Annotated in this window: 23 protein-coding genes; 13 read left to right on the top strand and 10 right to left on the bottom strand. The window is 70.2% G+C overall.

All coding sequences use genetic code 11. From position 1 onward, the window contains the following. Nucleotide 1 precedes the first annotated feature (1 nt). The 3 genes from E0497_RS09885 to E0497_RS09875 all read right to left on the bottom strand — a co-directional run bounded on the left by E0497_RS09885 (nucleotide 2) and on the right by E0497_RS09875 (nucleotide 3,094). Entirely contained in the window at nucleotides 2–1,114 is a 1,113-nt protein-coding gene (locus E0497_RS09885; RefSeq protein WP_421958332.1) for an amidohydrolase, read from the bottom strand. A gap of 35 nt (nucleotides 1,115–1,149) precedes the next feature. Then, nucleotides 1,150–2,298 (bottom strand): M20 family metallopeptidase, encoded by a 1,149-nt coding sequence (locus E0497_RS09880; protein WP_241665827.1) that lies wholly within the window; start codon nucleotides 2,296–2,298, stop codon nucleotides 1,150–1,152. A gap of 88 nt (nucleotides 2,299–2,386) precedes the next feature. Next, nucleotides 2,387–3,094 carry an enoyl-CoA hydratase/isomerase family protein gene (locus E0497_RS09875; protein WP_137724627.1) on the bottom strand — a complete coding sequence of 236 codons (708 nt, stop codon included), beginning with the start codon at nucleotides 3,092–3,094 and terminating at the stop codon, nucleotides 2,387–2,389. Between the two features lie 53 nt (nucleotides 3,095–3,147). Between E0497_RS09875 and E0497_RS09870 the strand changes: the two genes are divergently transcribed. The 3 genes from E0497_RS09870 (at nucleotide 3,148) to E0497_RS09860 (ending at nucleotide 5,975) form a co-directional block, all read left to right on the top strand. Beyond that, nucleotides 3,148–3,933, top strand: coding sequence for a purine-nucleoside phosphorylase (locus E0497_RS09870; protein WP_137724626.1), 786 nt, complete (start codon nucleotides 3,148–3,150; stop codon nucleotides 3,931–3,933). Further along, the gene (locus E0497_RS09865) at nucleotides 3,933–5,411 is read left to right on the top strand and encodes a phospho-sugar mutase (protein WP_137724625.1); all 1,479 of its coding nucleotides are present in this window, start codon (nucleotides 3,933–3,935) and stop codon (nucleotides 5,409–5,411) included. The genes E0497_RS09870 and E0497_RS09865 overlap by 1 nt, the downstream gene beginning before the upstream one ends. 81 nt (nucleotides 5,412–5,492) lie before the next feature. Next, complete coding sequence (locus tag E0497_RS09860) at nucleotides 5,493–5,975, top strand: PepSY domain-containing protein (RefSeq protein WP_137724624.1); 483 nt, start codon at nucleotides 5,493–5,495, stop codon at nucleotides 5,973–5,975. 19 nt (nucleotides 5,976–5,994) lie between these two features. Here E0497_RS09860 and upp read toward each other — a convergent pair whose 3' ends face one another. Beyond that, on the bottom strand, nucleotides 5,995–6,618 hold the full coding sequence (upp, locus tag E0497_RS09855; RefSeq protein WP_137724623.1) for a uracil phosphoribosyltransferase: 624 nt from the start codon (nucleotides 6,616–6,618) through the stop codon (nucleotides 5,995–5,997). Nucleotides 6,619–6,698: 80 nt separating this feature from the next. Here upp and E0497_RS09850 point away from each other — a divergent pair, with 80 nt between their 5' ends. The 5 genes from E0497_RS09850 to E0497_RS09830 are packed head-to-tail and all read left to right on the top strand — an operon-like array spanning nucleotide 6,699 to nucleotide 9,968. Next, a complete protein-coding gene (locus E0497_RS09850) occupies nucleotides 6,699–7,013 on the top strand; it encodes a type VII secretion target (RefSeq protein WP_137724622.1) in 315 nt (104 codons plus the stop codon). Then, nucleotides 7,010–8,017, top strand: a complete 1,008-nt coding sequence (locus tag E0497_RS09845; RefSeq protein WP_137724621.1) for a C40 family peptidase — start codon at nucleotides 7,010–7,012, stop codon at nucleotides 8,015–8,017. The genes E0497_RS09850 and E0497_RS09845 overlap by 4 nt, the downstream gene beginning before the upstream one ends. Before the next feature lie 11 nt (nucleotides 8,018–8,028). Next, nucleotides 8,029–8,376 carry a hypothetical protein gene (locus E0497_RS09840; protein ID WP_137724620.1) on the top strand — a complete coding sequence of 116 codons (348 nt, stop codon included), beginning with the start codon at nucleotides 8,029–8,031 and terminating at the stop codon, nucleotides 8,374–8,376. Continuing rightward, nucleotides 8,373–8,678, top strand: a complete 306-nt coding sequence (locus E0497_RS09835) for a YbaB/EbfC family nucleoid-associated protein (protein WP_137724619.1) — start codon at nucleotides 8,373–8,375, stop codon at nucleotides 8,676–8,678. Before E0497_RS09840 ends, E0497_RS09835 begins: the two co-directional genes overlap by 4 nt. Before the next feature lie 48 nt (nucleotides 8,679–8,726). Continuing rightward, on the top strand, nucleotides 8,727–9,968 hold the full coding sequence (locus tag E0497_RS09830; RefSeq protein ID WP_137724618.1) for a primosomal protein: 1,242 nt from the start codon (nucleotides 8,727–8,729) through the stop codon (nucleotides 9,966–9,968). Between the two features lie 13 nt (nucleotides 9,969–9,981). On the opposite strand, the gene E0497_RS09825 is transcribed toward E0497_RS09830, so the two are convergent. After that, nucleotides 9,982–11,082 carry an adenosine deaminase gene (locus E0497_RS09825; RefSeq protein ID WP_137724617.1) on the bottom strand — a complete coding sequence of 367 codons (1,101 nt, stop codon included), beginning with the start codon at nucleotides 11,080–11,082 and terminating at the stop codon, nucleotides 9,982–9,984. A gap of 511 nt (nucleotides 11,083–11,593) precedes the next feature. Between E0497_RS09825 and sdhC the strand changes: the two genes are divergently transcribed. From sdhC to E0497_RS09800, 5 genes are all read left to right on the top strand, one after another. Beyond that, nucleotides 11,594–11,998 carry a succinate dehydrogenase, cytochrome b556 subunit gene (gene sdhC, locus E0497_RS09820; protein WP_137724616.1) on the top strand — a complete coding sequence of 135 codons (405 nt, stop codon included), beginning with the start codon at nucleotides 11,594–11,596 and terminating at the stop codon, nucleotides 11,996–11,998. Nucleotide 11,999: 1 nt separating this feature from the next. Beyond that, on the top strand, nucleotides 12,000–12,440 hold the full coding sequence (locus E0497_RS09815; RefSeq protein ID WP_137724615.1) for a succinate dehydrogenase hydrophobic membrane anchor subunit: 441 nt from the start codon (nucleotides 12,000–12,002) through the stop codon (nucleotides 12,438–12,440). Nucleotides 12,441–12,455: 15 nt separating this feature from the next. After that, nucleotides 12,456–14,207 (top strand): succinate dehydrogenase flavoprotein subunit, encoded by a 1,752-nt coding sequence (gene sdhA / locus E0497_RS09810; protein ID WP_137724614.1) that lies wholly within the window; start codon nucleotides 12,456–12,458, stop codon nucleotides 14,205–14,207. Next, nucleotides 14,207–14,983: a succinate dehydrogenase iron-sulfur subunit gene (locus tag E0497_RS09805; RefSeq protein WP_137724613.1), complete on the top strand. Its 777-nt coding sequence runs from the start codon at nucleotides 14,207–14,209 to the stop codon at nucleotides 14,981–14,983. Before sdhA ends, E0497_RS09805 begins: the two co-directional genes overlap by 1 nt. Nucleotides 14,984–15,118: 135 nt before the next feature. Further along, nucleotides 15,119–16,429 carry a D-alanyl-D-alanine carboxypeptidase family protein gene (locus tag E0497_RS09800; protein WP_137724612.1) on the top strand — a complete coding sequence of 437 codons (1,311 nt, stop codon included), beginning with the start codon at nucleotides 15,119–15,121 and terminating at the stop codon, nucleotides 16,427–16,429. Between the two features lie 16 nt (nucleotides 16,430–16,445). Here E0497_RS09800 and yhjD read toward each other — a convergent pair whose 3' ends face one another. Genes yhjD through E0497_RS09775 form a run of 5 tightly spaced genes read right to left on the bottom strand, consistent with a single transcriptional unit; the run spans nucleotide 16,446 to nucleotide 20,292 of the window. Further along, nucleotides 16,446–17,471: an inner membrane protein YhjD gene (gene yhjD / locus E0497_RS09795; RefSeq protein WP_137724611.1), complete on the bottom strand. Its 1,026-nt coding sequence runs from the start codon at nucleotides 17,469–17,471 to the stop codon at nucleotides 16,446–16,448. 7 nt (nucleotides 17,472–17,478) lie between these two features. Then, the gene (gene trpS / locus E0497_RS09790; protein ID WP_137724610.1) at nucleotides 17,479–18,534 is read right to left on the bottom strand and encodes a tryptophan--tRNA ligase; all 1,056 of its coding nucleotides are present in this window, start codon (nucleotides 18,532–18,534) and stop codon (nucleotides 17,479–17,481) included. A gap of 14 nt (nucleotides 18,535–18,548) precedes the next feature. Then, nucleotides 18,549–18,983 carry a barstar family protein gene (locus E0497_RS09785; protein WP_137724609.1) on the bottom strand — a complete coding sequence of 145 codons (435 nt, stop codon included), beginning with the start codon at nucleotides 18,981–18,983 and terminating at the stop codon, nucleotides 18,549–18,551. Next, nucleotides 18,983–19,489 (bottom strand): guanyl-specific ribonuclease, encoded by a 507-nt coding sequence (locus tag E0497_RS09780; protein ID WP_137724608.1) that lies wholly within the window; start codon nucleotides 19,487–19,489, stop codon nucleotides 18,983–18,985. Before E0497_RS09780 ends, E0497_RS09785 begins: the two co-directional genes overlap by 1 nt. Next, nucleotides 19,489–20,292 (bottom strand): exodeoxyribonuclease III, encoded by an 804-nt coding sequence (locus E0497_RS09775; RefSeq protein WP_170312931.1) that lies wholly within the window; start codon nucleotides 20,290–20,292, stop codon nucleotides 19,489–19,491. Before E0497_RS09775 ends, E0497_RS09780 begins: the two co-directional genes overlap by 1 nt. Nucleotides 20,293–20,306: the final 14 nt, after the last annotated feature.

The raw sequence follows: 20,306 nt of genomic DNA, 5'->3' as shown, positions 1-20,306 counted from the left end.
TTCAGACCTGCAGGACCAGGTTCGTCAGCACCCGCACCCCGGTCACCAGCGCCCGCTCGTCGAGGTCGAACGTCGGCTGGTGGATGTCGAGTTGCGGGCCGTGACCGGACCACACGCCGAGCCGTGCCATCGCCCCCGGCGCCTCCTCGAGATACCAGGAGAAGTCCTCGCCGCCCCCGGACTGCGGGGTGTCGGCGAGCGCGTCCGGGCCGATCGGCCGGACCGCGTCCTCGAACATCCGCGCCGACTCCTCGTCGTTGACGACGGGCGGCACCCCGCGCCGGTAGTTGAGTTCGTACCGCACCCCTGTCGGTGCGAGCAGGCCGTGCACGATCTCCCGCACCGTCGGCTCGAGCAGCTCCCACGTGGCGTGGTCGCCGGTACGGACGGTGCCGGTGAGGATGCCGCTGCGCGGGATCGCGTTGGGCGCCTGCCCCGCACTGACCGCACCCCACACCATCACGGTGCCGCTGCGCGGATCGATGCGCCGGCTGAGCATGCCCGGCAGCCCGGTGACGACGGTGCCGATCGCGTACACCAGATCGGTCGTCAGATGCGGCCGGGACGTGTGCCCGCCCGGCGAGTCCAGGACGAGTTCGACGGTATCGGCGGCCGACGTGATCGCCCCCACCCGCACCCCGATGCGTCCCGCCTCGAGCCGCGGATCGCAGTGCAGCGCGAAGATCCGCGACACCCCCTGCATGCCGCCGGCGGCGACGACGTCGAGCGCACCGCCCGGCATCACCTCCTCGGCGGGCTGGAAGATCAGCCGCACCCCGACCGGCAACTGCGGCAACGAGTTCAGGGCGAGTGCGGCACCGAGCAGGATCGCGGTGTGGGCGTCGTGCCCGCACGCGTGCGCCACCCCGGGCACCGTCGACGAGTACGGTGCGCCGGTCGCTTCCTGCATCGGCAGTGCATCCATGTCGCCGCGCAACGCGATCCGCAGCCCGCCCGGGCCGATGTCGCAGATCACCCCGGTGCCGCCGGGCAGCAGCAGCGGCGACATCCCGGTCGTCGACAGTTGGGCGGCGACGAAACTGGTGGTCGCGAATTCGCGGCGCGCCAGTTCCGGGTTCGCGTGGAAGTGCCGCCGCCACCGCGACAGGTCCATCGTGTGTTCGGCCAGCCAGGCCTCGATACCCTCGTTCACCGACGCGCCACCCCCTCGAGAAGCCGGTCCCGCTGACCGGGATCGCGGGCGGCCCGGATCACGGTGTGCGCCAGGGCGATCGCGCCGTCGACCACCGCCTCGTCGGCGGATGCGGAGGCTGCGGCCGACGCGAACTCCGGCTGATGCGTCACCGCCCCGCGGGAGTCCAGGCCGATCACCGGGTGGATGCCGGGCACGACGTGCGTCACGTTGCCCATGTCCGTACTGCCCAGGGGGCGTGACGCTTCCAGTTCCACCGGAACCGGGGTGCGGCCCAGGTCGACGATCTCGTCGCGGTAGACGTCCGCCAGCCACGGGTCCGGCCGCAGCTCCGCGTACATCGGTGACACGGTGCGGATCCCGTGCGTGCACCCGGTGGCGAGCGCACCGGCCGCGAAACACGACTCGGCACGGACGGACAACTCGCGCAACGACTCCGCGGTCTGCGCCCGCAGGTAGTAGAGCATCTCGGCGCGTGCCGGAACGATGTTCGGGGCGATGCCGCCGTCGCTGACGATGCCGTGCATCTGCTGTCCGGGCGCCAGATGCTGGCGCAGCAACGCCAGACCGACCTGCGCGACGGTGACCGCGTCGGCGGCGTTGCGGCCGAACTCCGGCGCCGCCGACGCGTGTGCCTCCCGCCCGGTGAACGTGATCGCCAGGTCCGCGAGCGCGAGCGACGTGGCGCCGACGATGTCGAACGGGCCCGGATGCACCATGAGCGCGGCGGCGACGTCGTCGAACACACCGCGTTCGAGCATGAGGATCTTGCCGCCGCCGGTCTCCTCGGCGGGGGTGCCGATCACCCGGACGGTGATGCCGAGGTCGTCGGCGAGCGGGGCGAGCGCGAGACCCGCCCCGACCGCGGACGCGGCGATGATGTTGTGGCCGCACGCGTGCCCGATCTCGGGCAGCGCGTCGTATTCGGCGAGGACCGCGATCTCGAGGTCGCCGCTGCCGTAGCGGGCGTCGAACGCGGTCGGCAGGTCCGCGACACCGGTGTGCACGTCGAAGCCGTGCCCGCGCAGGAACTCGACGAGAAGCGCGGAGCTGCGGTGTTCCTCGAACGCGAGTTCGGGGGCGGCATGGATGGTGTGCGACAGGCCGATCAGGTCGGGGCGGGCGGCGGCCACCGTGGCCGACACCGCGGCCGGTTGCCGCGATGCCGAGGACGCTGACGAGGATCCCGCTCTCACGGAACCCAGTCTCTCACTCCGCGCCGCCCCGTCCCGGTCAACCGAAGCGGAAGTTGCTCTCGTCGGTCGTGACGGCGAGCGCGTCGAGGGCGTCCCGGTGCAGGCCTCGCTTGATGCCGGCGAGGTTCGCGCCGCGCGTCGAGACCAGCGCGGACGCCCGCGCGACCGCGGCAGCGAGGACGGAGTCCCCGGCAGGATCGTCGATGGTGGCGTCGACGATCCCGGCGGTGAGCGCGTCGGCGCCGCCGTAGCGTCGGCCCGTCGTCATGGCCTCGACCGCCGTCTGCCGGGGCAGGCGGGCCGTGAGCAGACCCGACATGCCCACCGTGAACGGCATGTTCAGCGTGACCTCGGGCAGGCAGAAGTAGCCGCGGTCGCCGCGCATGACCCGGAAGTCGTGGGCCAGGGCCAGCATCGCACCGGCCCCGAACGCGTGCCCCTGCACGGCGGCGACGGTCGCCGTCGGGAACGCCAGCAGCCGCGAGTAGACGGTGTGCACCCGGTCGAGGTAACCGGGCAGGTCCGCGAGGTTCCCGAACACCCAGTCGGTGTCGAGACCGTTGGTGTAGAACTTGCCGGTCGCGGTCGTGACCAGGGCCGCCGGGCCCTCGTGGGCCTCGACCTCGTCGAGCAGCGCGTGCACGGCGTCGATCCAGTCGGGGTGGAAGCGGTTCTCGTTGTCCGTCTCGCCCTCGGTGCCCAGGTACAGGACGAAGACGTCGCCGTCGCGATTCAGGTATGGCATGACGCGATACTACCCACGAGTAACATCGCGTGTCGCGGCTACTGTGTGCCGTCATGGGCACACTCGAACAGCAGGCCGCCGACGTCCTCGCCGAACGCACCGGCGTCGCCCGGCACGCGGCGGCCGTCGTCCTCGGTTCCGGGTGGCGGGCCGCCGCCGACGCCCTCGGCACCCCCACCGCGAGCGTGCCGATGACGGACCTGCCCGGCTTCGCGCCGCCGTCCGCGGAGGGGCACGCCGGGACGGTGCTGTCGGTGCGGGTCGGCGACGTCCCGGTCCTGGTGCTGCTCGGCCGCACCCACGCGTACGAGGGCCACGACCTCGCCCGCGTCGTGCATCCGGTCCGCACCGCGATCGCCGCCGGCGCGGCGACGGTGATCCTCACCAACGCAGCCGGCGGCATCCGTCCCGGCCTGCAGGTGGGGCAGCCGGTCCTCATCGGCGACCACCTCAACCTCACCGCCCGATCCCCGCTGGCCGGGGCGCAGTTCGTCGACCTGGTCGACGCCTACAGCCCGCGCCTGCGGGATCTGGCCCGCCGGATCGATCCGACGCTCACCGAGGGCGTGTACGCGGGTCTGCCCGGCCCGCACTACGAGACGCCCGCCGAGATCCGCATGCTCGCCACGCTCGGCGCCGACCTGGTCGGCATGTCGACGGTGCACGAGACGATCGCGGCCCGCGCCCTGGGCGCCGAGGTGCTGGGGGTCTCGCTGGTGACGAACCTGGCCGCGGGCATCACCGGCGAGAGTCTCGACCACGCCGAGGTCCTCGCCGCGGGACAGGCGTCGGCGGCACGCATGGGCACGCTGCTGCGCGACCTGCTGGCCCGGTTGTGATGCTCCGGTTCGGCACCGCGGGTCTGCGCGGGCCGGTCGGCGACGGCCCGGGCTGCATCAACGTCGGCGTCGTCGAACGTGCCACCGCGGGACTCGCAGCGTGGCTGCGGGAACGGTGTCCCGGCGGCGGGATCGTGGTCGTCGGTCGCGACGCCCGCCACGGGTCGGAGGAGTTCGCGGTCGCCGCGGCGGAGGTCCTGGCCGCCGAAGGGTTCGATGTGCGCCTGCTGCCCCGGCCGCTGCCGACACCGGTCGTCGCGTTCGCGGTGCGCCGCCTGGATGCGGTTGCGGGCGTGCAGATCACGGCGTCGCACAATCCGCCCGCCGACAACGGCTACAAGGTGTACATGCACGGCGGTGCCCCGCTCGCTGCTCCCGCGGACCGGGAGATCGAGGACGCGATCGCCCGCGTCGACCGGGTGCGGCGCGTCCCCGTCGTCCCGGTCGACGACGGACTCGTCGCCGCCTACCTGGAGCGGGTGGCGACGCTGCCGTCCGGGGCGCGCCGCGACATCCGTATCGCGCTCACGCCGCTGCACGGTGTCGGCGGCGCGACCGCGGTGGCCGCACTGCAGGCCGCCGGGTTCACCGACATCCACACCGTCGCAACACAGTTCGCTCCCGACCCCGATTTCCCGACGGTGACGTTCCCGAATCCGGAGGAGCCCGGCGCCACGGACGCCCTGCTCGCACTCGCGTGGGACGTCGGCGCCGACGTCGCGATCGCCCTCGACCCGGACGCCGACCGCTGCGCCGTCGGAGTACCCGGACCGGACGGCTGGCGGATGCTCACCGGCGACGAGACCGGCGCCCTGCTCGACGACCGGATCCTCGGGCGCGCGCCCGCAGGGTCACTGGCCGCGACGACGATCGTGTCGTCGACGCTGCTCGGCAAGATCGCCGACGCCCGCGGGCAGCGGTCGGCCCGCACGCTCACCGGATTCAAGTGGCTCGTGCGCGCCGGCGACGGCCTGGTCTACGCATACGAGGAGGCGATCGGGCACTGCGTCGACCCGGACGCCGTGCGGGACAAGGACGGAATCTCGGCCGCCGTGCTGGTGGCCGACCTCGTCGCCGATCCGGCGGGGCAGGGCCGGACCCTGCTCGACGCACTCGACGACCTCGCCGCCGAGTTCGGGGTGCACGTCACCGGGCAGGTGTCGCACCGGTTCGCCGGCAACGCCGACGTGGGCCGCGTCATGGCACGGCTGCGCACCCGGCCCCCGACCGAGATCGGCGGCGCCGCAGTGACGCTCACCGATCTCGCATCGGTGCGCGGGCCGCTGCGGACCGACGCCCTCGTGTTCACCGGGCCGGGTGTCCGGGTGACCGTCCGGCCGTCCGGCACGGAACCGAAGTTCAAGTGCTATTTCGAGGTGGTCGAGGAGGTCGTCGGCGGCGACGTGGCAGCGGCCCGGTCGCGAGCCGGGGACCGGGCCGCACGGGTGCGGCTCACACTCGAGGAGACGATCACATAACGGTTGATGTCGTGTCCGCCCGAATTGTGCGCATGTCCGGCACACTCGTCGGCGGACGAACGACCGAAAGGCTTACACGACATGCGCATTCCTCGGGGAACCCTCGCCGCACGGATCACCACGGCCGCCGCAACCGGCATCGCATTGCTGGCGCTCGCAGCCTGCGGCAGCAACGACAGCGGCACCTCGCCGACCACCACCGCGAGCACCACCACCGCCGCCGTGACCACGAGCACCACCACCTCGGCACCGGCGAAGGAGTCGGCCGGAACCCCCGCACCCACCGGATCCCCGTCCACGTCTGCATCCGCATCCGCATCAGCACCGGAGCCGGCCCCGTCCGGGGACGAGGGCGGCTTGGAGGCGCAGATCAGCTTCGACAAGGCCACCGGCATCGTCCTCGCGGAGGTGCCCGGCGGACGGATCACCGAATTGAAGCTCGAGGTCGAGAAGGGCGGAACGACGGTGTGGGAGGCCGACGTCGTCGCCACCGACGGTTCGGTCCGCGAGGTGACGGTCGACGCGGTCAACGGGCGGGTCCTGCAGAACACTCCCGCCCGCTGACCGCTGCCGGCAGTTCGGTCTAGCGCGGGCCGAACTGCCGGTCCCCGGCGTCCCCGAGACCCGGCACGATGAACGCGTTCTCGTCGAGGTCGTCGTCGACGGCCGCGACGATCAGCCGCACCGGATGCCCGGACGTCGCGAGCGCGTCGACTCCCTGTGGTGCGGCCACGACGCAGACCGCCGTGATGTCGGTGGCGCCGCGGGCGACGAGCAGGTCGATGGTGTGGACCATCGAACCGCCGGTCGCGAGCATCGGGTCGAGCACGTACACCGGGCGCCCGGACAGATCCGCGGGCAACGACTCGAGGTACGGCACCGGCTGATGCGTCTGCTCGTCACGGCCCATCCCGACAAACCCGACCTGCGACTGCGGGATCAGCGAACTGGCCTGCTCGATCATGCCGAGACCGGCCCGCAGCACCGGAACCAGCAGCGGCGGCCTCGCCAACCGGACCCCGATGGTCACCGCGACCGGCGTCGTGACCTCGAACTCCGTGATCGGGGCGTCCCGCGTGGCCTCGTAGATCAGCATCTGGGTGAGCTGCCGTAGCGCGGACCGGAACGTCGCGTTGTCGCTGCGTTCGTCGCGCATCCGGGTCAGTAGTGCTGCGGCCAGAGGGTGGTCCACCACCTGCGTTTCCATGACTGCCGAGGATAGTGGGGAACCGAATCGTGCGCCGCTGCGTCCAACCCGTCGACGGACCAGTATCGATGGGGGATGCGATGAGTGAGTTATCGGTGACGACGAGCGGGATCACCGGATTCGGGACGACCGCGGCGGGTCTCGCCGGCCGGGTCGGCACCGCCGACTCCGGGATCTCGGCGGATGGCGCCGGCCTGCTCGGGCCGGTGTTCGGGTTGATCGGCGGCGACTTCGTCGCCGCCTTCGACCGGGCCCGGGCCGCGCACTCGGCCGAACTGGGCCGGCTCGCCGGCACGTGGACGGCGATGAGTGACGCCGCGACCACGACCGCGGCCGCCTACGACGCCACCGACGCGCACACCGCGTCCGGTCTGAGCACGGGGGTGGCCCTGTGATCGACGTCCTCGCCCGCCCCGTCGCCGAACTGCTCGGCGCGTTCGGCACCGGCATGCTGCCGGCCGGATCACCGTCGGACGCGTTGCGTGTCGCGTCGGACACCCTCGACGCCGCCTACGCGATCGGCCGCACCGCGATCGGCGAACTCGACCGCGCCTGGTCCGGGATCGCCGCCGACGCCGCCGTCGGCAAGGTGCAGGCCACCCAGGCGTCGACGGTGGTCCTCTCGGATCAGGGCCGTGAGATCGCGACCGTCGTCGACACCGCGTCGGAGACGGTCCGCACCGGCACCGTCGAACTGCAGGCGATCCTCGATTCGTTCCTGGCGCAGGCCGCGTCGGCACTGCCACTGCTGGCCACCCCGGGCGGGCCGACGGTGCTGATCGCGTCCGCCCTCGACCACCTGCAGCGGGCGCTGACCGTCGTCGAACGGGTGCGCGGCGAACTGGCCGGGCACACCGCGGCCCTGGCCGAACTCACCGCACCCGATCCGGTGCCGGCACCGCCGCGGATCGTCGACACGGCGTTCACGCCCGCATCGTTCGACACCGGCTCACTCGGCAGCGGATCACTGGGTACCGGCTCGCTCGACACCGGCAGCGCCGGGAGCGTCGAGATCCTCCTGCCCGACGGCAGCACCGCCGTCGCCCCCAACCGGGAGGCCGCCGACGCCGTCCGCAACGCCCTCACCCAGCAGGGTGTGCCGTACCAGTGGGGCGGCACCTCCCCCGGCCAAGGTCTGGACTGCAGCGGCCTGACCCAGTGGGCGTACGGAGAGGCCGGCGTCGACCTGCCGCGTCTCGCGCAGGAGCAGAGCGTCGGCACCCCCGTGAACCAGGCCGACCTCATGCCCGGCGACCTCGCCGTGTGGGACGGCCACGTCGCGATGGTGATCGGCGGCGGCCAGATGATCGAGGCCGGCGATCCCGTCGCCGTCAGCGCGATCCGCACCGACAACATCGGTATGGGCTTCCACGGCTTCTACCGCCCCACCACCACGTGAGCGGGAGAACCATGACCATCGACAGCACAGTCCCCGCTCCCCCGCCCACCGCTGTCGCCACCAACCGCGCCGGCACCGTGACGGTCCGTGCCACCGAGACCGGTCTACCGGTCGGTGTCCGGATCGACCGTCGTGAACTGCGGTTCGGCGGTACGGAACTGGCCCGGCAGCTCCTCGTCCTGTGCCGGGACGCGGGCCGGGACGCCGGTGCGCAGCGACGCGACCGACTGGTGCGGGACGGGGTGCCGGCCGAACTCCTCGACCGGCTCGGGCTGCCGACCCACGACGACGTCGCCGCCGCGGACCGGGCCACCGCCGCGGACGTCGACGCCCCCGCGAGCTGGATGCGTCCGGCGTGAGCGGCCGCGACATGGACGCCCTCGTCGCGCGGGTGCGGGCGCAGGCGGACCGGTTCGGCGACACCCTGTCCGCGCTGGCCGCGATCCGCGCCGAGGCCGCGGGCCTCGACGGGCGGGTCCGGGTCGAGGTCGACGGCGACGGGCGGCTCACCGACCTGTGGATCACGGAATCACTGCACGACGTCGACGTCCGGGGCCTCGAACAGGCGATCGTCGACACCGCGCAGCGGGCCGCGGCCACCGCCGCGGCCGAACACGCCCGCCTCGCCGGGCCACTGTTCGATACGGGCGACACGAAGTGACCGGCGTCCGGCTATATCTTTGGCCGCGACGTCGCTAGGCTTCCGGCCATGGCTGGAGACATCGTCCCGATCGAACTCGGTGTGACCCGAGGCGACCTCGTCACGTTGTGGGCTCCCCGTTGGCGCGAAGGCGACGACGAGTGGGAGGCCTTCCTCGGCCATGAGGACGACCTGTACGGGTTCGAATCGGTCGCCGCGCTCGCGGCGTTCATCCGCACGAACGACGACAACGACCTCGTCGAGCATCCCGCGTGGCCGACGATCTCGAAGCTGGCGGCCCCCGAGCTCGAGCCCGAGGAGTCCGTCGCTTTCGATCTGGTCGGGGTGCTCGATCTCGCGGCCGGGGATCCCGAACCGCTCGCCGTCGCCGAGCTCGACGAGACGCTGACGATGGTGCGCACCCTCGGCGAGGTCTGCGACCTCGATCCGGTGGTGAAGTTCTTCGAGAACCATCCGGAGCTCGGGCACCTCCGGTTCGGTGTCGGCCAGTTCGCCGGTCGTGACGGCGAGAAGCTGTGGGACCGTATCGGGACCGCGATCGCCGACGACTGGGACGCTGTCCTCGATGCGATCGATGCGGTCGTCACCACCCCTGCCGTCGACGCCCAGGCGCTCGCCGGCGCCGAGGCCGAGATCCTCGCGACGCAGGAGAACGTCGTCGACGCCGACGACGATGCCGAGGCGGACGACGACTACGACGAGTACGAGTCCGGCACGGACGAAACCGACGACGAGGCAGAGGAGACGTTCTGGACCGGTGTCGGTATCGACCCCGTCAAGATCGTCACGTCCGAGACCACCCTGTTCTCGCTGCGCTGCTACCTCGACGATCATGCGGTGTTCCTCGGTAGCGGCGGACGCATCGCGGTCTTCGCCTCCGAGCGTGCCCTCGCCCGCTATCTCGCCGACCACCACGACCACGACCTGGCCCGGGTCAACACCTACGCGGAGGTACAGAACGCGGCCGTCGACGGCTCACTCGAGGTCGAGGTCACCGACGAGAACGTCTACGTCCTGCCGGGACTGGCGGACGACCTCGCTGCCGGCCCGGACGCCGTCGACGCCGACCAGCTGGAGTTGGCCGTCGAATTGTTCACCGATGCAGCGGACTTCGCGAAGGACGACGCCACCGATGCCGCGCTCGCGCCGTCGACACCGCTCGGCTGGTACGTCTCCTACATTCTCGAGCCCGCACCGGGCCGGATGACGCCGAACCCGCCGTTCGAGGCGGAGGCAGCCGCGTGGCGGACACTCGAGCTGGAGTTCGAGGCGCGGCTGCGCCCCGAATAACCGGAGCGGGCGGTCAGCCGATCAGGACGGCGTATCCCGGCTTGACGACGTCGTCGATCAGCGCCAGCCGCTGGTCGAACGGCAGGAACGCCGACTTCATCGCGTTGATGGTGAAGCGTTCGAGGTCGCTCCAGCCGTACCCGAAGGTGTCGACGAGGACGAGCATCTCGCGGCTCATGGTGGTGTCGCTCATCAGCCGGTTGTCGGTGTTGACGGTGACGCGGAACCGTTCCCGCGCCAGCAGGTCGAACGGATGCTCGGCGAGGCTCGCGACCGCCCCGGTCTGCACGTTCGAACTGGGGCACAACTCCAGGGGAATCCGCTTGTCCCGCACATAGTTCGCGAGCCGCCCCAACGTGACGGTGCCGTCGTCGGCGACGGTGATGTCGTCGGTGATGCGCACCCCGTGACCGAGCCGGTCGGTGCCGCAGAAGGCGACGGCCTCGTGGATGGACGGCAGGCCGAACGCCTCACCGGCGTGGATCGTGAAGTGCGCGTTGTGGTCGCGCATGTACTCGAAGGCGTCGAGGTGGCGGCTCGGCGGGTGTCCCGCCTCCGCACCCGCGATGTCGAATCCCACCACACCCCGATCCCGGAACCGGACGGCGAGCTCGGCGATCTCCCGGGAGCGGGCGGCGTGCCGCATCGCGGTGAGCAGGCAGCCGATCCGCAGCTCACGACCGTCGGCCCGCGCCGCCTCCACACCCTCCCGGAAACCGTCGAGCACGTGCTCGACGACGTCGTCGAGTCCGAGCCCGGCCTCGAGATGCTGTTCGGGCGCGAACCGCACCTCCGCGTACACGACGCCGTCCGCGGCCAGGTCCTCGGCGCATTCGCGGGCGACCCGGCGCAGCCCGGTCGGGGTCTGCATGACGGCGACGGTGTGGGCGAACGTCTCCAGGTAGCGCTCGAGCGAGCCCCCGGACGAGCCACTGTCGGCGGCGGACCGGAACCAGCCGGCCAGGTCGCCGGGGTCGCCGACGGGCAGGCCGCGGTAGCCGCAGTCTGCGGCGAGTTCGGCGACGGTGGCCGGACGCAGGCCCCCGTCGAGGTGGTCGTGCAGCAGCACCTTCGGTGCCCGGCGAAGGAATTCGAGTTCGAGCGGTGCCGTCATGGATCGAACCTAGTCACCGGACGCGTCCGGTGCGTGTCGTTCCGGTTCCCGGCAAGTTACCGACAAGTAGACACTTAGCAGTCGCCGACGGGTGGTATGAGACATTTTCCACATTGCATTCGCCACACGAATGGCCGTGACGGATCTGCGTCACACCGTCGACGGAACCGGCGACGCGCTCACACCACCCATCCGACCACCCGCCACGAGGACGACAGGCATTGTCGTGCAACAACTTCCGTAGCGACGGAACCGGAGGTCCCCACCCCATCGTCGGCCCACGGGCCGACTCGCCGGCAACCGCGACAACCACCTTCCAATATGGGAAGGCAAACCTAACAAGCGATTTCGGGGCCGTACGAACCGCGCGAGAGATTAGTTCCCGGAATCGGTTGGGTTTAGAGTTCACAGAAGTCGGTTCAGGTCCTCGTCGAGCCCGGGCTGCGGTAAATCCGAACAGCTGTGTGCCGGCTCGACGCGCCCACCAAAGACGTTGGAGGCACAGCACTCGATGAGCAGCACGACGGAAGCCGCTCCCACGAAGGAGCGCACCCGGTCGCTTTACCGGGGCGACCCCGGCATGTGGTCCTGGGTTCTACACCGGATCACCGGCGTCGCAACATTCTTCTTTCTTTTCGTCCATGTCCTGGACACCGCGCTGGTGCGCGTCAATCCGGACACGTACGACCGAGTCATCGAGACCTACAAGAACCCCCTTGTCGGTCTCATGGAGCTCGCCCTGGTCGCGATGGTGCTCTACCACGCACTCAACGGCCTGCGCGTGATGCTCGTCGACTTCTGGTCGAAGGGCCCGCAGTACCAGCGCGTCATGCTCTGGGTGATCATCGCGATCTGGTTCGTGGTCATGATCCCGGGCGCCGGTCGCATCTTCTACAACATGTTTGCGGGGCACTGACATGAGTGAAGCGAAGACTATCGCCACGGCGTACGACCGCCCGGCCAGCCTGGACCTTCCGCGTTCGCCGCGCCGCCAGGCCAAGAACAACTTCGAGCTCTACGCGTGGCTGTTCATGCGTTTCTCGGGCCTGGCGCTGATCGTTCTCGTCCTCGGCCACCTGTTCATCATGCTGATGCTCGACGACGGCGTGCACCGCATCAACTTCGCGTTCGTCGCGGGTCGCTGGTCCAGCCCGTTCTGGCAGATGTGGGACCTGACCATGCTCTGGCTCGCCCAGTTGCACGGCGGCAACGGCCTGCGCACGGTCATCGCGGACTACTCGCGTAAGGACTCCACCCGGTTCTGGCTCAACACGATCCTGGTCGTGTCGATGATCCTGATCATGGGCCTGGGCACCTACGTCATCTTCACTTTCGACCCCAACATCTCGGCGAGCTAGGGGAGCAGAACCTTCATGCAGGAACATCGTTATGACGTCGTCATCGTCGGTGCCGGTGGCGCCGGGATGCGCGCGGCCATCGAGGCCGGCCCCCGTACTCGCACCGCGGTCCTGACCAAGCTCTACCCGACCCGCTCGCACACCGGTGCAGCGCAGGGTGGCATGTGTGCTGCACTCGCCAACGTCGAGGAAGACAACTGGGAGTGGCACACCTTCGACACCGTCAAGGGCGGCGACTACCTCGCCGACCAGGACGCGGTCGAGATCATGGCCAAGGAAGCCATCGACGCGGTCCTCGACCTCGAGAAGATGGGTCTCCCGTTCAACCGCACGCCCGAGGGCAAGATCGACCAGCGTCGATTCGGTGGCCACACCCGCGATCACGGTAAGGCTCCGGTGCGCCGCGCCTGCTACGCCGCCGACCGTACCGGCCACATGATTCTGCAGACGCTGTACCAGAACTGCGTCAAGCACGACGTCGAGTTCTTCAACGAGTTCTACGCGCTCGACGTCGCGCTGACCGAGACCGAGAACGGTCCCGTCGCCACCGGTGTCGTCGCCTACGAGCTCGCGACCGGCGAACTGCACGTCTTCCACGCGAAGTCGATCGTCTTCGCGACGGGCGGCTCGGGCCGCATGTACAAGACGACGTCCAACGCGCACACCCTCACCGGTGACGGCATGGGCATCATCTTCCGCAAGGGCCTGCCGCTCGAGGACATGGAGTTCCACCAGTTCCATCCGACGGGACTCGCGGGCCTCGGCATCCTCATCTCGGAAGCCGTGCGCGGCGAGGGCGGCATCCTCCGCAACGTCGACGGCGAGCGTTTCATGGAGCGCTACGCCCCCACCATCAAGGACCTCGCGCCGCGTGACATCGTCGCCCGGTCGATGGTGCTCGAGGTGCTCGAGGGTCGCGGTGCCGGTCCGAACAAGGACTACGTCTACATCGACGTCACCCACCTCGGCGCGGACGTGCTCGAGGAGAAGCTCCCCGACATCACCGAGTTCGCTCGCACCTACCTGGGTGTCGACCCGGTCACCGAGCTCGTCCCGGTGTACCCGACCTGCCACTACGTCATGGGCGGTATCCCCACCCGCGTCACCGGTGAGGTCCTGCGCAACAACGACGAGCACGTCCCCGGCCTGTACGCCGCCGGCGAGTGCGCGTGTGTCTCGGTGCACGGCGCGAACCGTCTGGGCACCAACTCGCTGCTCGACATCAACGTCTTCGGTCGCCGCGCCGGCATCGCCGCCGCGGAGTACGCAGAGAAGACGGACTTCGTGCCGCTGCCGGAGAACCCGGCGAAGATGGTCGAGGAGTGGCTGGCGCTGATCCTGTCCGATCACGGCCACGAGCGGGTCGCGGACATCCGCAAGGAACTGCAGCAGACGATGGACAACAACGCCTCGGTGTTCCGCACCGAGGAGACGCTGACCACCGCGCTGAACGACGTGCGTGCGCTCAAGGAGCGCTACAACCACATCGTCGTGCACGACAAGGGCAAGCGCTACAACAGCGACCTGCTCGAGGCCATCGAGCTGGGCTTCCTGCTCGAGATGGCCGAGGTCACCGTCGTGGGTGCGCTGAACCGCAAGGAATCCCGCGGCGGTCACGCCCGCGAGGACTACCCCGACCGCGACGATGCGAACTACATGAAGCACACCATGGCCTACAAGCAGGGGACCGAGCTGATCTCGGATATTCGCCTCGACTACAAGCCAGTGGTTCAGACCCGCTACGAGCCGAAAGAGCGTAAGTACTGATGTCCGCACCTGTCTTGGACAAGGACGCCACCGCGCTGCCGCCCGTTCCCGAGGGCGCCGTCATGGTCACCCTCAAGATCGCCCGGTTCAACCCGGAAGACGGCCAGGGTTCGCACTGGGATTCGTTCCAGGTCCCGGCGCTGCCGACCGACCGTCTGCTGAGCCTGCTGCTGTACACGAAGGGCTACCTGGACGGCACGCTGACGTTCCGTCGGTCCTGCGCGCACGGCGTGTGCGGTTCGGACGCGATGCGCGTCAACGGTGTCAACCGTCTCGCCTGCAAGATCCTGATGAAGGACCTGCTGCCGGCCAACGGCCAGCCGGTCACCATCACGATCGAGCCGATCAAGGGTCTCCCGGTGGAGAAGGACCTGGTCGTCGACATGGAGCCGTTCTTCGACGCGTTCCGTGCCGTGAAGCCGTTCCTCATCACGTCGGGTGTCGAGCCGACGCGTGAGCGGATCCAGTCGCAGGCCGACCGTGCCCGCTTCGACGACACCACCAAGTGCATCCTGTGCGCCTGCTGCACCACGTCGTGCCCGGTGTACTGGAGCGACGGCAGCTACTTCGGCCCGGCCGCGATCGTGAACGCGCACCGCTTCATCTTCGACAGCCGTGACGAGGGTGCCGGCGAGCGTCTCGACATCCTGAACGACAAGGAAGGCGTGTGGCGCTGCCGCACCACCTTCAACTGCACCGACGCGTGCCCCCGCGGCATCCAGGTGACGAAGGCGATCCAGGAAGTCAAGCGCGCGCTGCTGTTCACGCGTAACTGATCCACCGCGTCACCGACGCACCCCCGTTTTGCGCACTTGGCGCTGTCCCCGACCCCGTCGGGACGGCGTCAAGTGCGCAAAACGCGTTTACGGGGTGGGGACGTCCCCGTCCGGCGCCTACCCTGGAGTCTCGTTATGACTGCACTCCCGAAGCCTGCACGGCAGCGGTCCCTCCCCGCGGCAATCGTCGCTGTGGCGACCTCCACCCTCGTCCTCTGCGCGCCCCTCGCGGCCGCGCAACCGCCGCTACCTGCCACCACCACTCCCCCGTTCAGTACCCCGAACACCGACGCGTGTCCGCACCGGGAGGTGCCGCCGCCGGCGATCGACCTGTCGGAGGTGCCGCGTCCCGGCGAGCCCGCCCCCACCCCGGTCCCGGTGCCCGCTGCACCCGTCGGCGGTGATGCGCTCGGTGCATGCGGGGTGATCACCGCCCCCGGCACACCGCCGCTGCCCGCCGACATCTCGGCGACCGGCTGGCTCGTCGCCGACCTGGGCACCGGGCAGGTGCTGGCCGCGAAGGATCCGCACGGCCGCTACCGGCCGGCCAGCACCGTCAAGGTGCTGTTGGCGCTCGTCGCGCTCGACGAACTCGATCTGGACACCACCGTCGTGGTGGACGCCGCGGCCGCGGACATGGAGGGCAGTTCCGCCGGGCTCGGAGTCGGCGGCACCTACACCAACCTGCAGTTGATGCAGGGCCTCGTGATGCGGTCCGGCAACGACACCGCCCAGGCGCTCGCCGAACAGCTCGGCGGCGAGCAGGCCACCATCGACAAGATGAACGCGAAGGCTGCCGCGCTGGGCGCCCTGGACACCCGCACGGCGTCGGTGTCCGGTCTGGACGGGCCGGGAATGGCGACGTCCCCGTACGACCTGGCGGTGATCTTCCGGGCGGCGATGCAGAATCCGACGTTCGCGCAGCTGATCTCCACGCACGAGGTCCTGTTCCCCGGACATCCGGCCGACCCGGCGAAACCGGACGACAAGCCGGTCGAGCCGTATCCGATCGTCAACGACAACCAGTTGCTGACGAACTATCCGGGGGCGCTCGGCGGCAAGACCGGTTACACCGACGACGCCCGGCAGACGTACGTCGCGGGCGCGGACCGTGACGGCCGGCGGCTCGCGGTGACGCTGATGGCCGCCGATGTGCTGCCGATCCGTCCGTGGGAGCAGGTCGCGCGCCTGTTCGACTACGGCTACGGTCTGGGCCCGGACGTGTCGGTGGGCACCCTCGTGGACGGTCCGCCCGCCCCCGAGCCGTCCCGTGTCGCGGTGGCCGGGCCGGACACGAGCGGCCCCGGCGGGATGGATCTGGCGACCGGATCGGATCTGCCGAACAAGGATGTGGCCGCGCGGGTGGCGATCGGGTTGGCCGGTGCGGGTGTGGTGGTCGGACTGCTGGTGTGGGCGCGGGTCCTGATCCGGCGGCGGCGACGCTGAACCGGCGGCGTCCGCCTCAGTCGCCGCGGCGGCGCCACAGTCCGGCGAGTCCGAGCGCGGCGAGTGCTCCGACACCGGTGAGCGTGGCCGCCTCCTTCGCGGAGACGCCGTCCCGGATCTGGACGCGGGGCCGGATGACGGCGGGGTCCGGTGGCGGTACGAACGCGTTCTCCAGGTTCTCCTTCGCGGTGGCCGCCCACGCGGTCGCGAACAGGATGAGCCGGGCGGTGAGGTTGCTGAACACGAGCAGGCCGAGGATGGGGCCGAAAGCGACACCGGCCGGCCCCTGGCTCACCGATGCCAGGTAGACCGCCCCCACCTGCCGGAAGACCTCGAACACGATCGCGGCGGCGACCCCGGCTCGGGCGGCGCTGCGTAGCGTGACCGGTTCCCGGGGCATCCGGGCGATCACCCACGTGAGCAGCGCCCACGTCGCGAGCAGGCCGATCAGCAGGGACACGATCCGCAGCACGACCCCGATCCCGGGGATGTCCTCGACACCGAGCCACGACACGACCTGCCGGGCGACGGGACCGTTGCTCAGCGCGGACAGGCCGAACGTCACCAGCATTGCGAGGGCGAGACCGACGACGGCCGCGAAGTCGTGGAGTTTGGTGGTGACGAACCCTTTTGCATTGTGGGTGTGCTCCCACATCGCGGTCAGCGCGTTCCGCAGGTTCGCGGTCCACCCGAGGCCGGCGTAGGCGGCGCCGAGCAGGCCGAGGACACCGACGGAGGCCCGCGATTCGATCGCCGAGTCGATCAGACCGTTGATCGTGTCCCCGAGTCCGCCGGGCATGGTCGTGCTCACCTGGTTCTGGATCTCGGTGAGCCATTCGGCGTTCCCGGCGAGCACGAAACCGGCGACGGCGAACGCCACCATCAGGATCGGGACGATCGCCAGAATCGTGAAGTAGGTGATTCCGGCGGCGTAGTAGTCGCCCTTCTGCGTCTGGTAGCGTCCGCCCGCCCGCACGAGGTGGTCGAGCCACGGCCGCGCCGCCCGCTGCCGGTCGAGAAAGCTGGGTGCGGCGTCGGCCATCGACGGACTACCTCCTGGTGGTGAGGAATCCCACCTTCTCATAGACCTGACCGAGAGTCCGGGACGCGACTTCGCGGGCCCGGTCTGCGCCCGCGGCGAGGATCCGGTCGAGTTCGCCGCGGTCGGCGAGGTAGCCGTCGACCTTCGCCTTGAGCGGGGTGACGAACTCGGCGAGCACCTCGGCGGTGTCCGACTTGAGGTCGCCGTATCCCTTGCCCGCGTAGCCGGCGACGAGGTCGTCGACGCTCGTCCCGGACAGCGCCGACTGGATGGTGAGCAGGTTGCTGACGCCCGGCTTGTTCTCCGGGTCGAACCGGATCTCACGGTCGTTGTCGGTGACCGCCGACTTGATCTTCTTCGCGGAGACCTTCGGGTCGTCGAGCAGGTTGATCAGACCGGCCGGGGTGGCGGCGGACTTGCTCATCTTCGCCCGCGGATCCTGCAGGTCGTAGATCTTGGCGGTGCCCTTGATGATCTGCGCCTCGGGCACGACGAACGTCTTGCCGAAGCGGGAGTTGAACCGGCCGGCGAGGTCGCGGGCCAGTTCGAGGTGCTGACGCTGGTCCTCACCTACCGGGACCCGCTGCGGGCGGTAGAGCAGGATGTCGGCGGCCATCAGCACCGGGTAGGTGAACAGTCCGACGCTGGCGTGCTCGCTGCCCTGCTTCGCGGACTTGTCCTTGAACTGCGTCATGCGGGCGGCCTCACCGAAACCGGTGATGCAGTTGAGGACCCACGCCAGTTCGGCGTGCTCGGGCACCTGGCTCTGCACGAACAGCGTCGACCGCTCCGGGTCGATACCGAGCGCGAGCAGCTGCGCGACCGCGCGCAGCGTCCGGCTGCGCAGTTCCTTGGGTTCCTGCGGCACCGTGATCGCGTGCAGATCGGGGATGAAGTAGAAGGCGTCGAAGTCGTCCTGCAGAGGCACCCACTGCTGCAGCGCACCGAGAAAGTTCCCGAGATGGAACGAGTCGGAGGTGGGCTGGATACCGGACAGGACGCGGGGCTTCGCCGTCGCCGGTGTTGCGGGGTTCGTCTCAGGAGTTTCTGCAGTGCTCGACATAATTCTCGATACTGTCACGCGCCGGGATCGGCGCTGCGAGGCAGGTGCACGCCGACCGCGGCGAACCGCGCCACCACCGCGTCCGCCTGCCCGGGACGGGCCTGCAGCACCACCGTCGCGGCGGCGTCGGCGACCGCAGCGGCGAACCACGACAGCTGTCCCGGCTGCTCCGCCAGCAGGGTGTCGGCGTCGAGGACGACGAGCACCGCACCGGCCCCGACGGTGTCGTCGATCTCGGCGAAGCACTCGTCGAACGCGTCCTTGTTGCGGCCGAAGTAGTACGGGAACTGCAGGGCAGCGGCGAGCTCGTCGAACAGGGCCGCGACCGTCGGCATCCGCCGGCCACGGACGTGCCGCACCGGACGGCCCGCGTCGCGCAGTTCCTCCTCGATGCCGGCGGTGCGACGCGGGTCCGCGACCAGCAGTGACAGACCCGGCGACACGATCATCAGCGCATCCTCGTGAACGTGTCGTAGTGATCGTCGGTGTACCACGCGGAGCCGTCGCTGCCGGTGACGATGCGCTCGGCGTCCCGGCCGCGTCCGGGCTGCTTCCGGTTGACGTCCCACTCCTGGTAGCGGACCTTCTGCCCGTCGGCGGACGCGGGCAGTCGGCCCTCGTGGTTGCCGAACGAGCGACCGCCCTCGGTGCCGGGGGCGTCCGACGGCGGCCACCGTCCGGCGTCGACCGCGGCGAGCGTCGCCCACACGGCCTGCGGGATCGCGGTGTCCGCGGGCGGGGTGGACGTCTTCGGTGCCGTGGGTTTCGGTGATGCGGGCTTCGGGGCGGTGGTTGCCGTGACACTCGTGGTCGCGGTGACACTCGTGGTCGCGGCGACCGAGGCCGAGTCGGTGTCGCCGCCGAGTTGGGTGGTGCCGACGAACACCGCGGCCGCCAGACCGGCGAGGGCGACGAGCAGCGCGATGATCGGGTTCTTCGACTTGGGCGCGGCCATCAGTGGAACTGCACCGTGACGGGAGCGTGGTCGGACCAGCGCTCGGCGTACGTGGCGGCCCGTTCGACGTGGGCCTCCTTCGCCCGGTCGGCCAGGCCGGGCGTGGTGAGGTGGTAGTCGATGCGCCAGCCGGCGTCGGTGTCGAACGCCTTGCCGCGGTACGACCACCACGAGTAGGGGCCGTCGACGTCCGGGTGCAGGCGGCGGACGACGTCGGTCCAGGTGCCGTCAGCGAGCAGGGCCTCGACCCAGGCCCGCTCCTCGGGCAGGAACCCGGACTTCTTGACGTTGCCCTTCCAGTTCTTGATGTCTCGTTCGGTGTGCGCGATGTTCCAGTCGCCGCACACCAGCATGTCCCGTCCGGCCGCGGCAGCCGTCTCGGCGCTGCGGGCCAGGTGGGCCGCGAACGACGCCATGAACCGCTGCTTCTGCTCCTGTTTGGGGGTGTCCGCCTCCCCCGTCGGCAGGTACAGGCTGCCGACGGTCAGCTGGTCGAAGTCGGCCTCGAGGTAGCGGCCGGCGTCGGCGAACTCGTCGTCCCCGAATCCGATCCGGACGGCGTCCGCGGGCCGCCGCGACAGCACCGCCACCCCGTTGCGTCCCTTCGCCGCGGGTTCCGCGGAGGCGACGTGCCAGCCGGCGTCCAGGGCGGGGGCGAGGGTGTCGCGCAGTTGGTCGTCGGAGGCTCGGGTCTCCTGCAGGCAGACGATGTCGGCGCGGGAGTCGGCGAGCCACGCGAGCAGGCCCTTGCGGGCCGCAGCGCGGACACCGTTGACGTTCACGGTGGTGATGATGTGAGGCACGCGGGCAACCGTAG

Source organism: Prescottella subtropica (assembly GCF_005434945.1).
Lineage (GTDB): Bacteria > Actinomycetota > Actinomycetes > Mycobacteriales > Mycobacteriaceae > Prescottella > Prescottella subtropica.
The sequence above is the reverse complement of the archived record's forward strand: the minus strand, read 5'-3'. Positions and strand labels throughout refer to the sequence as shown.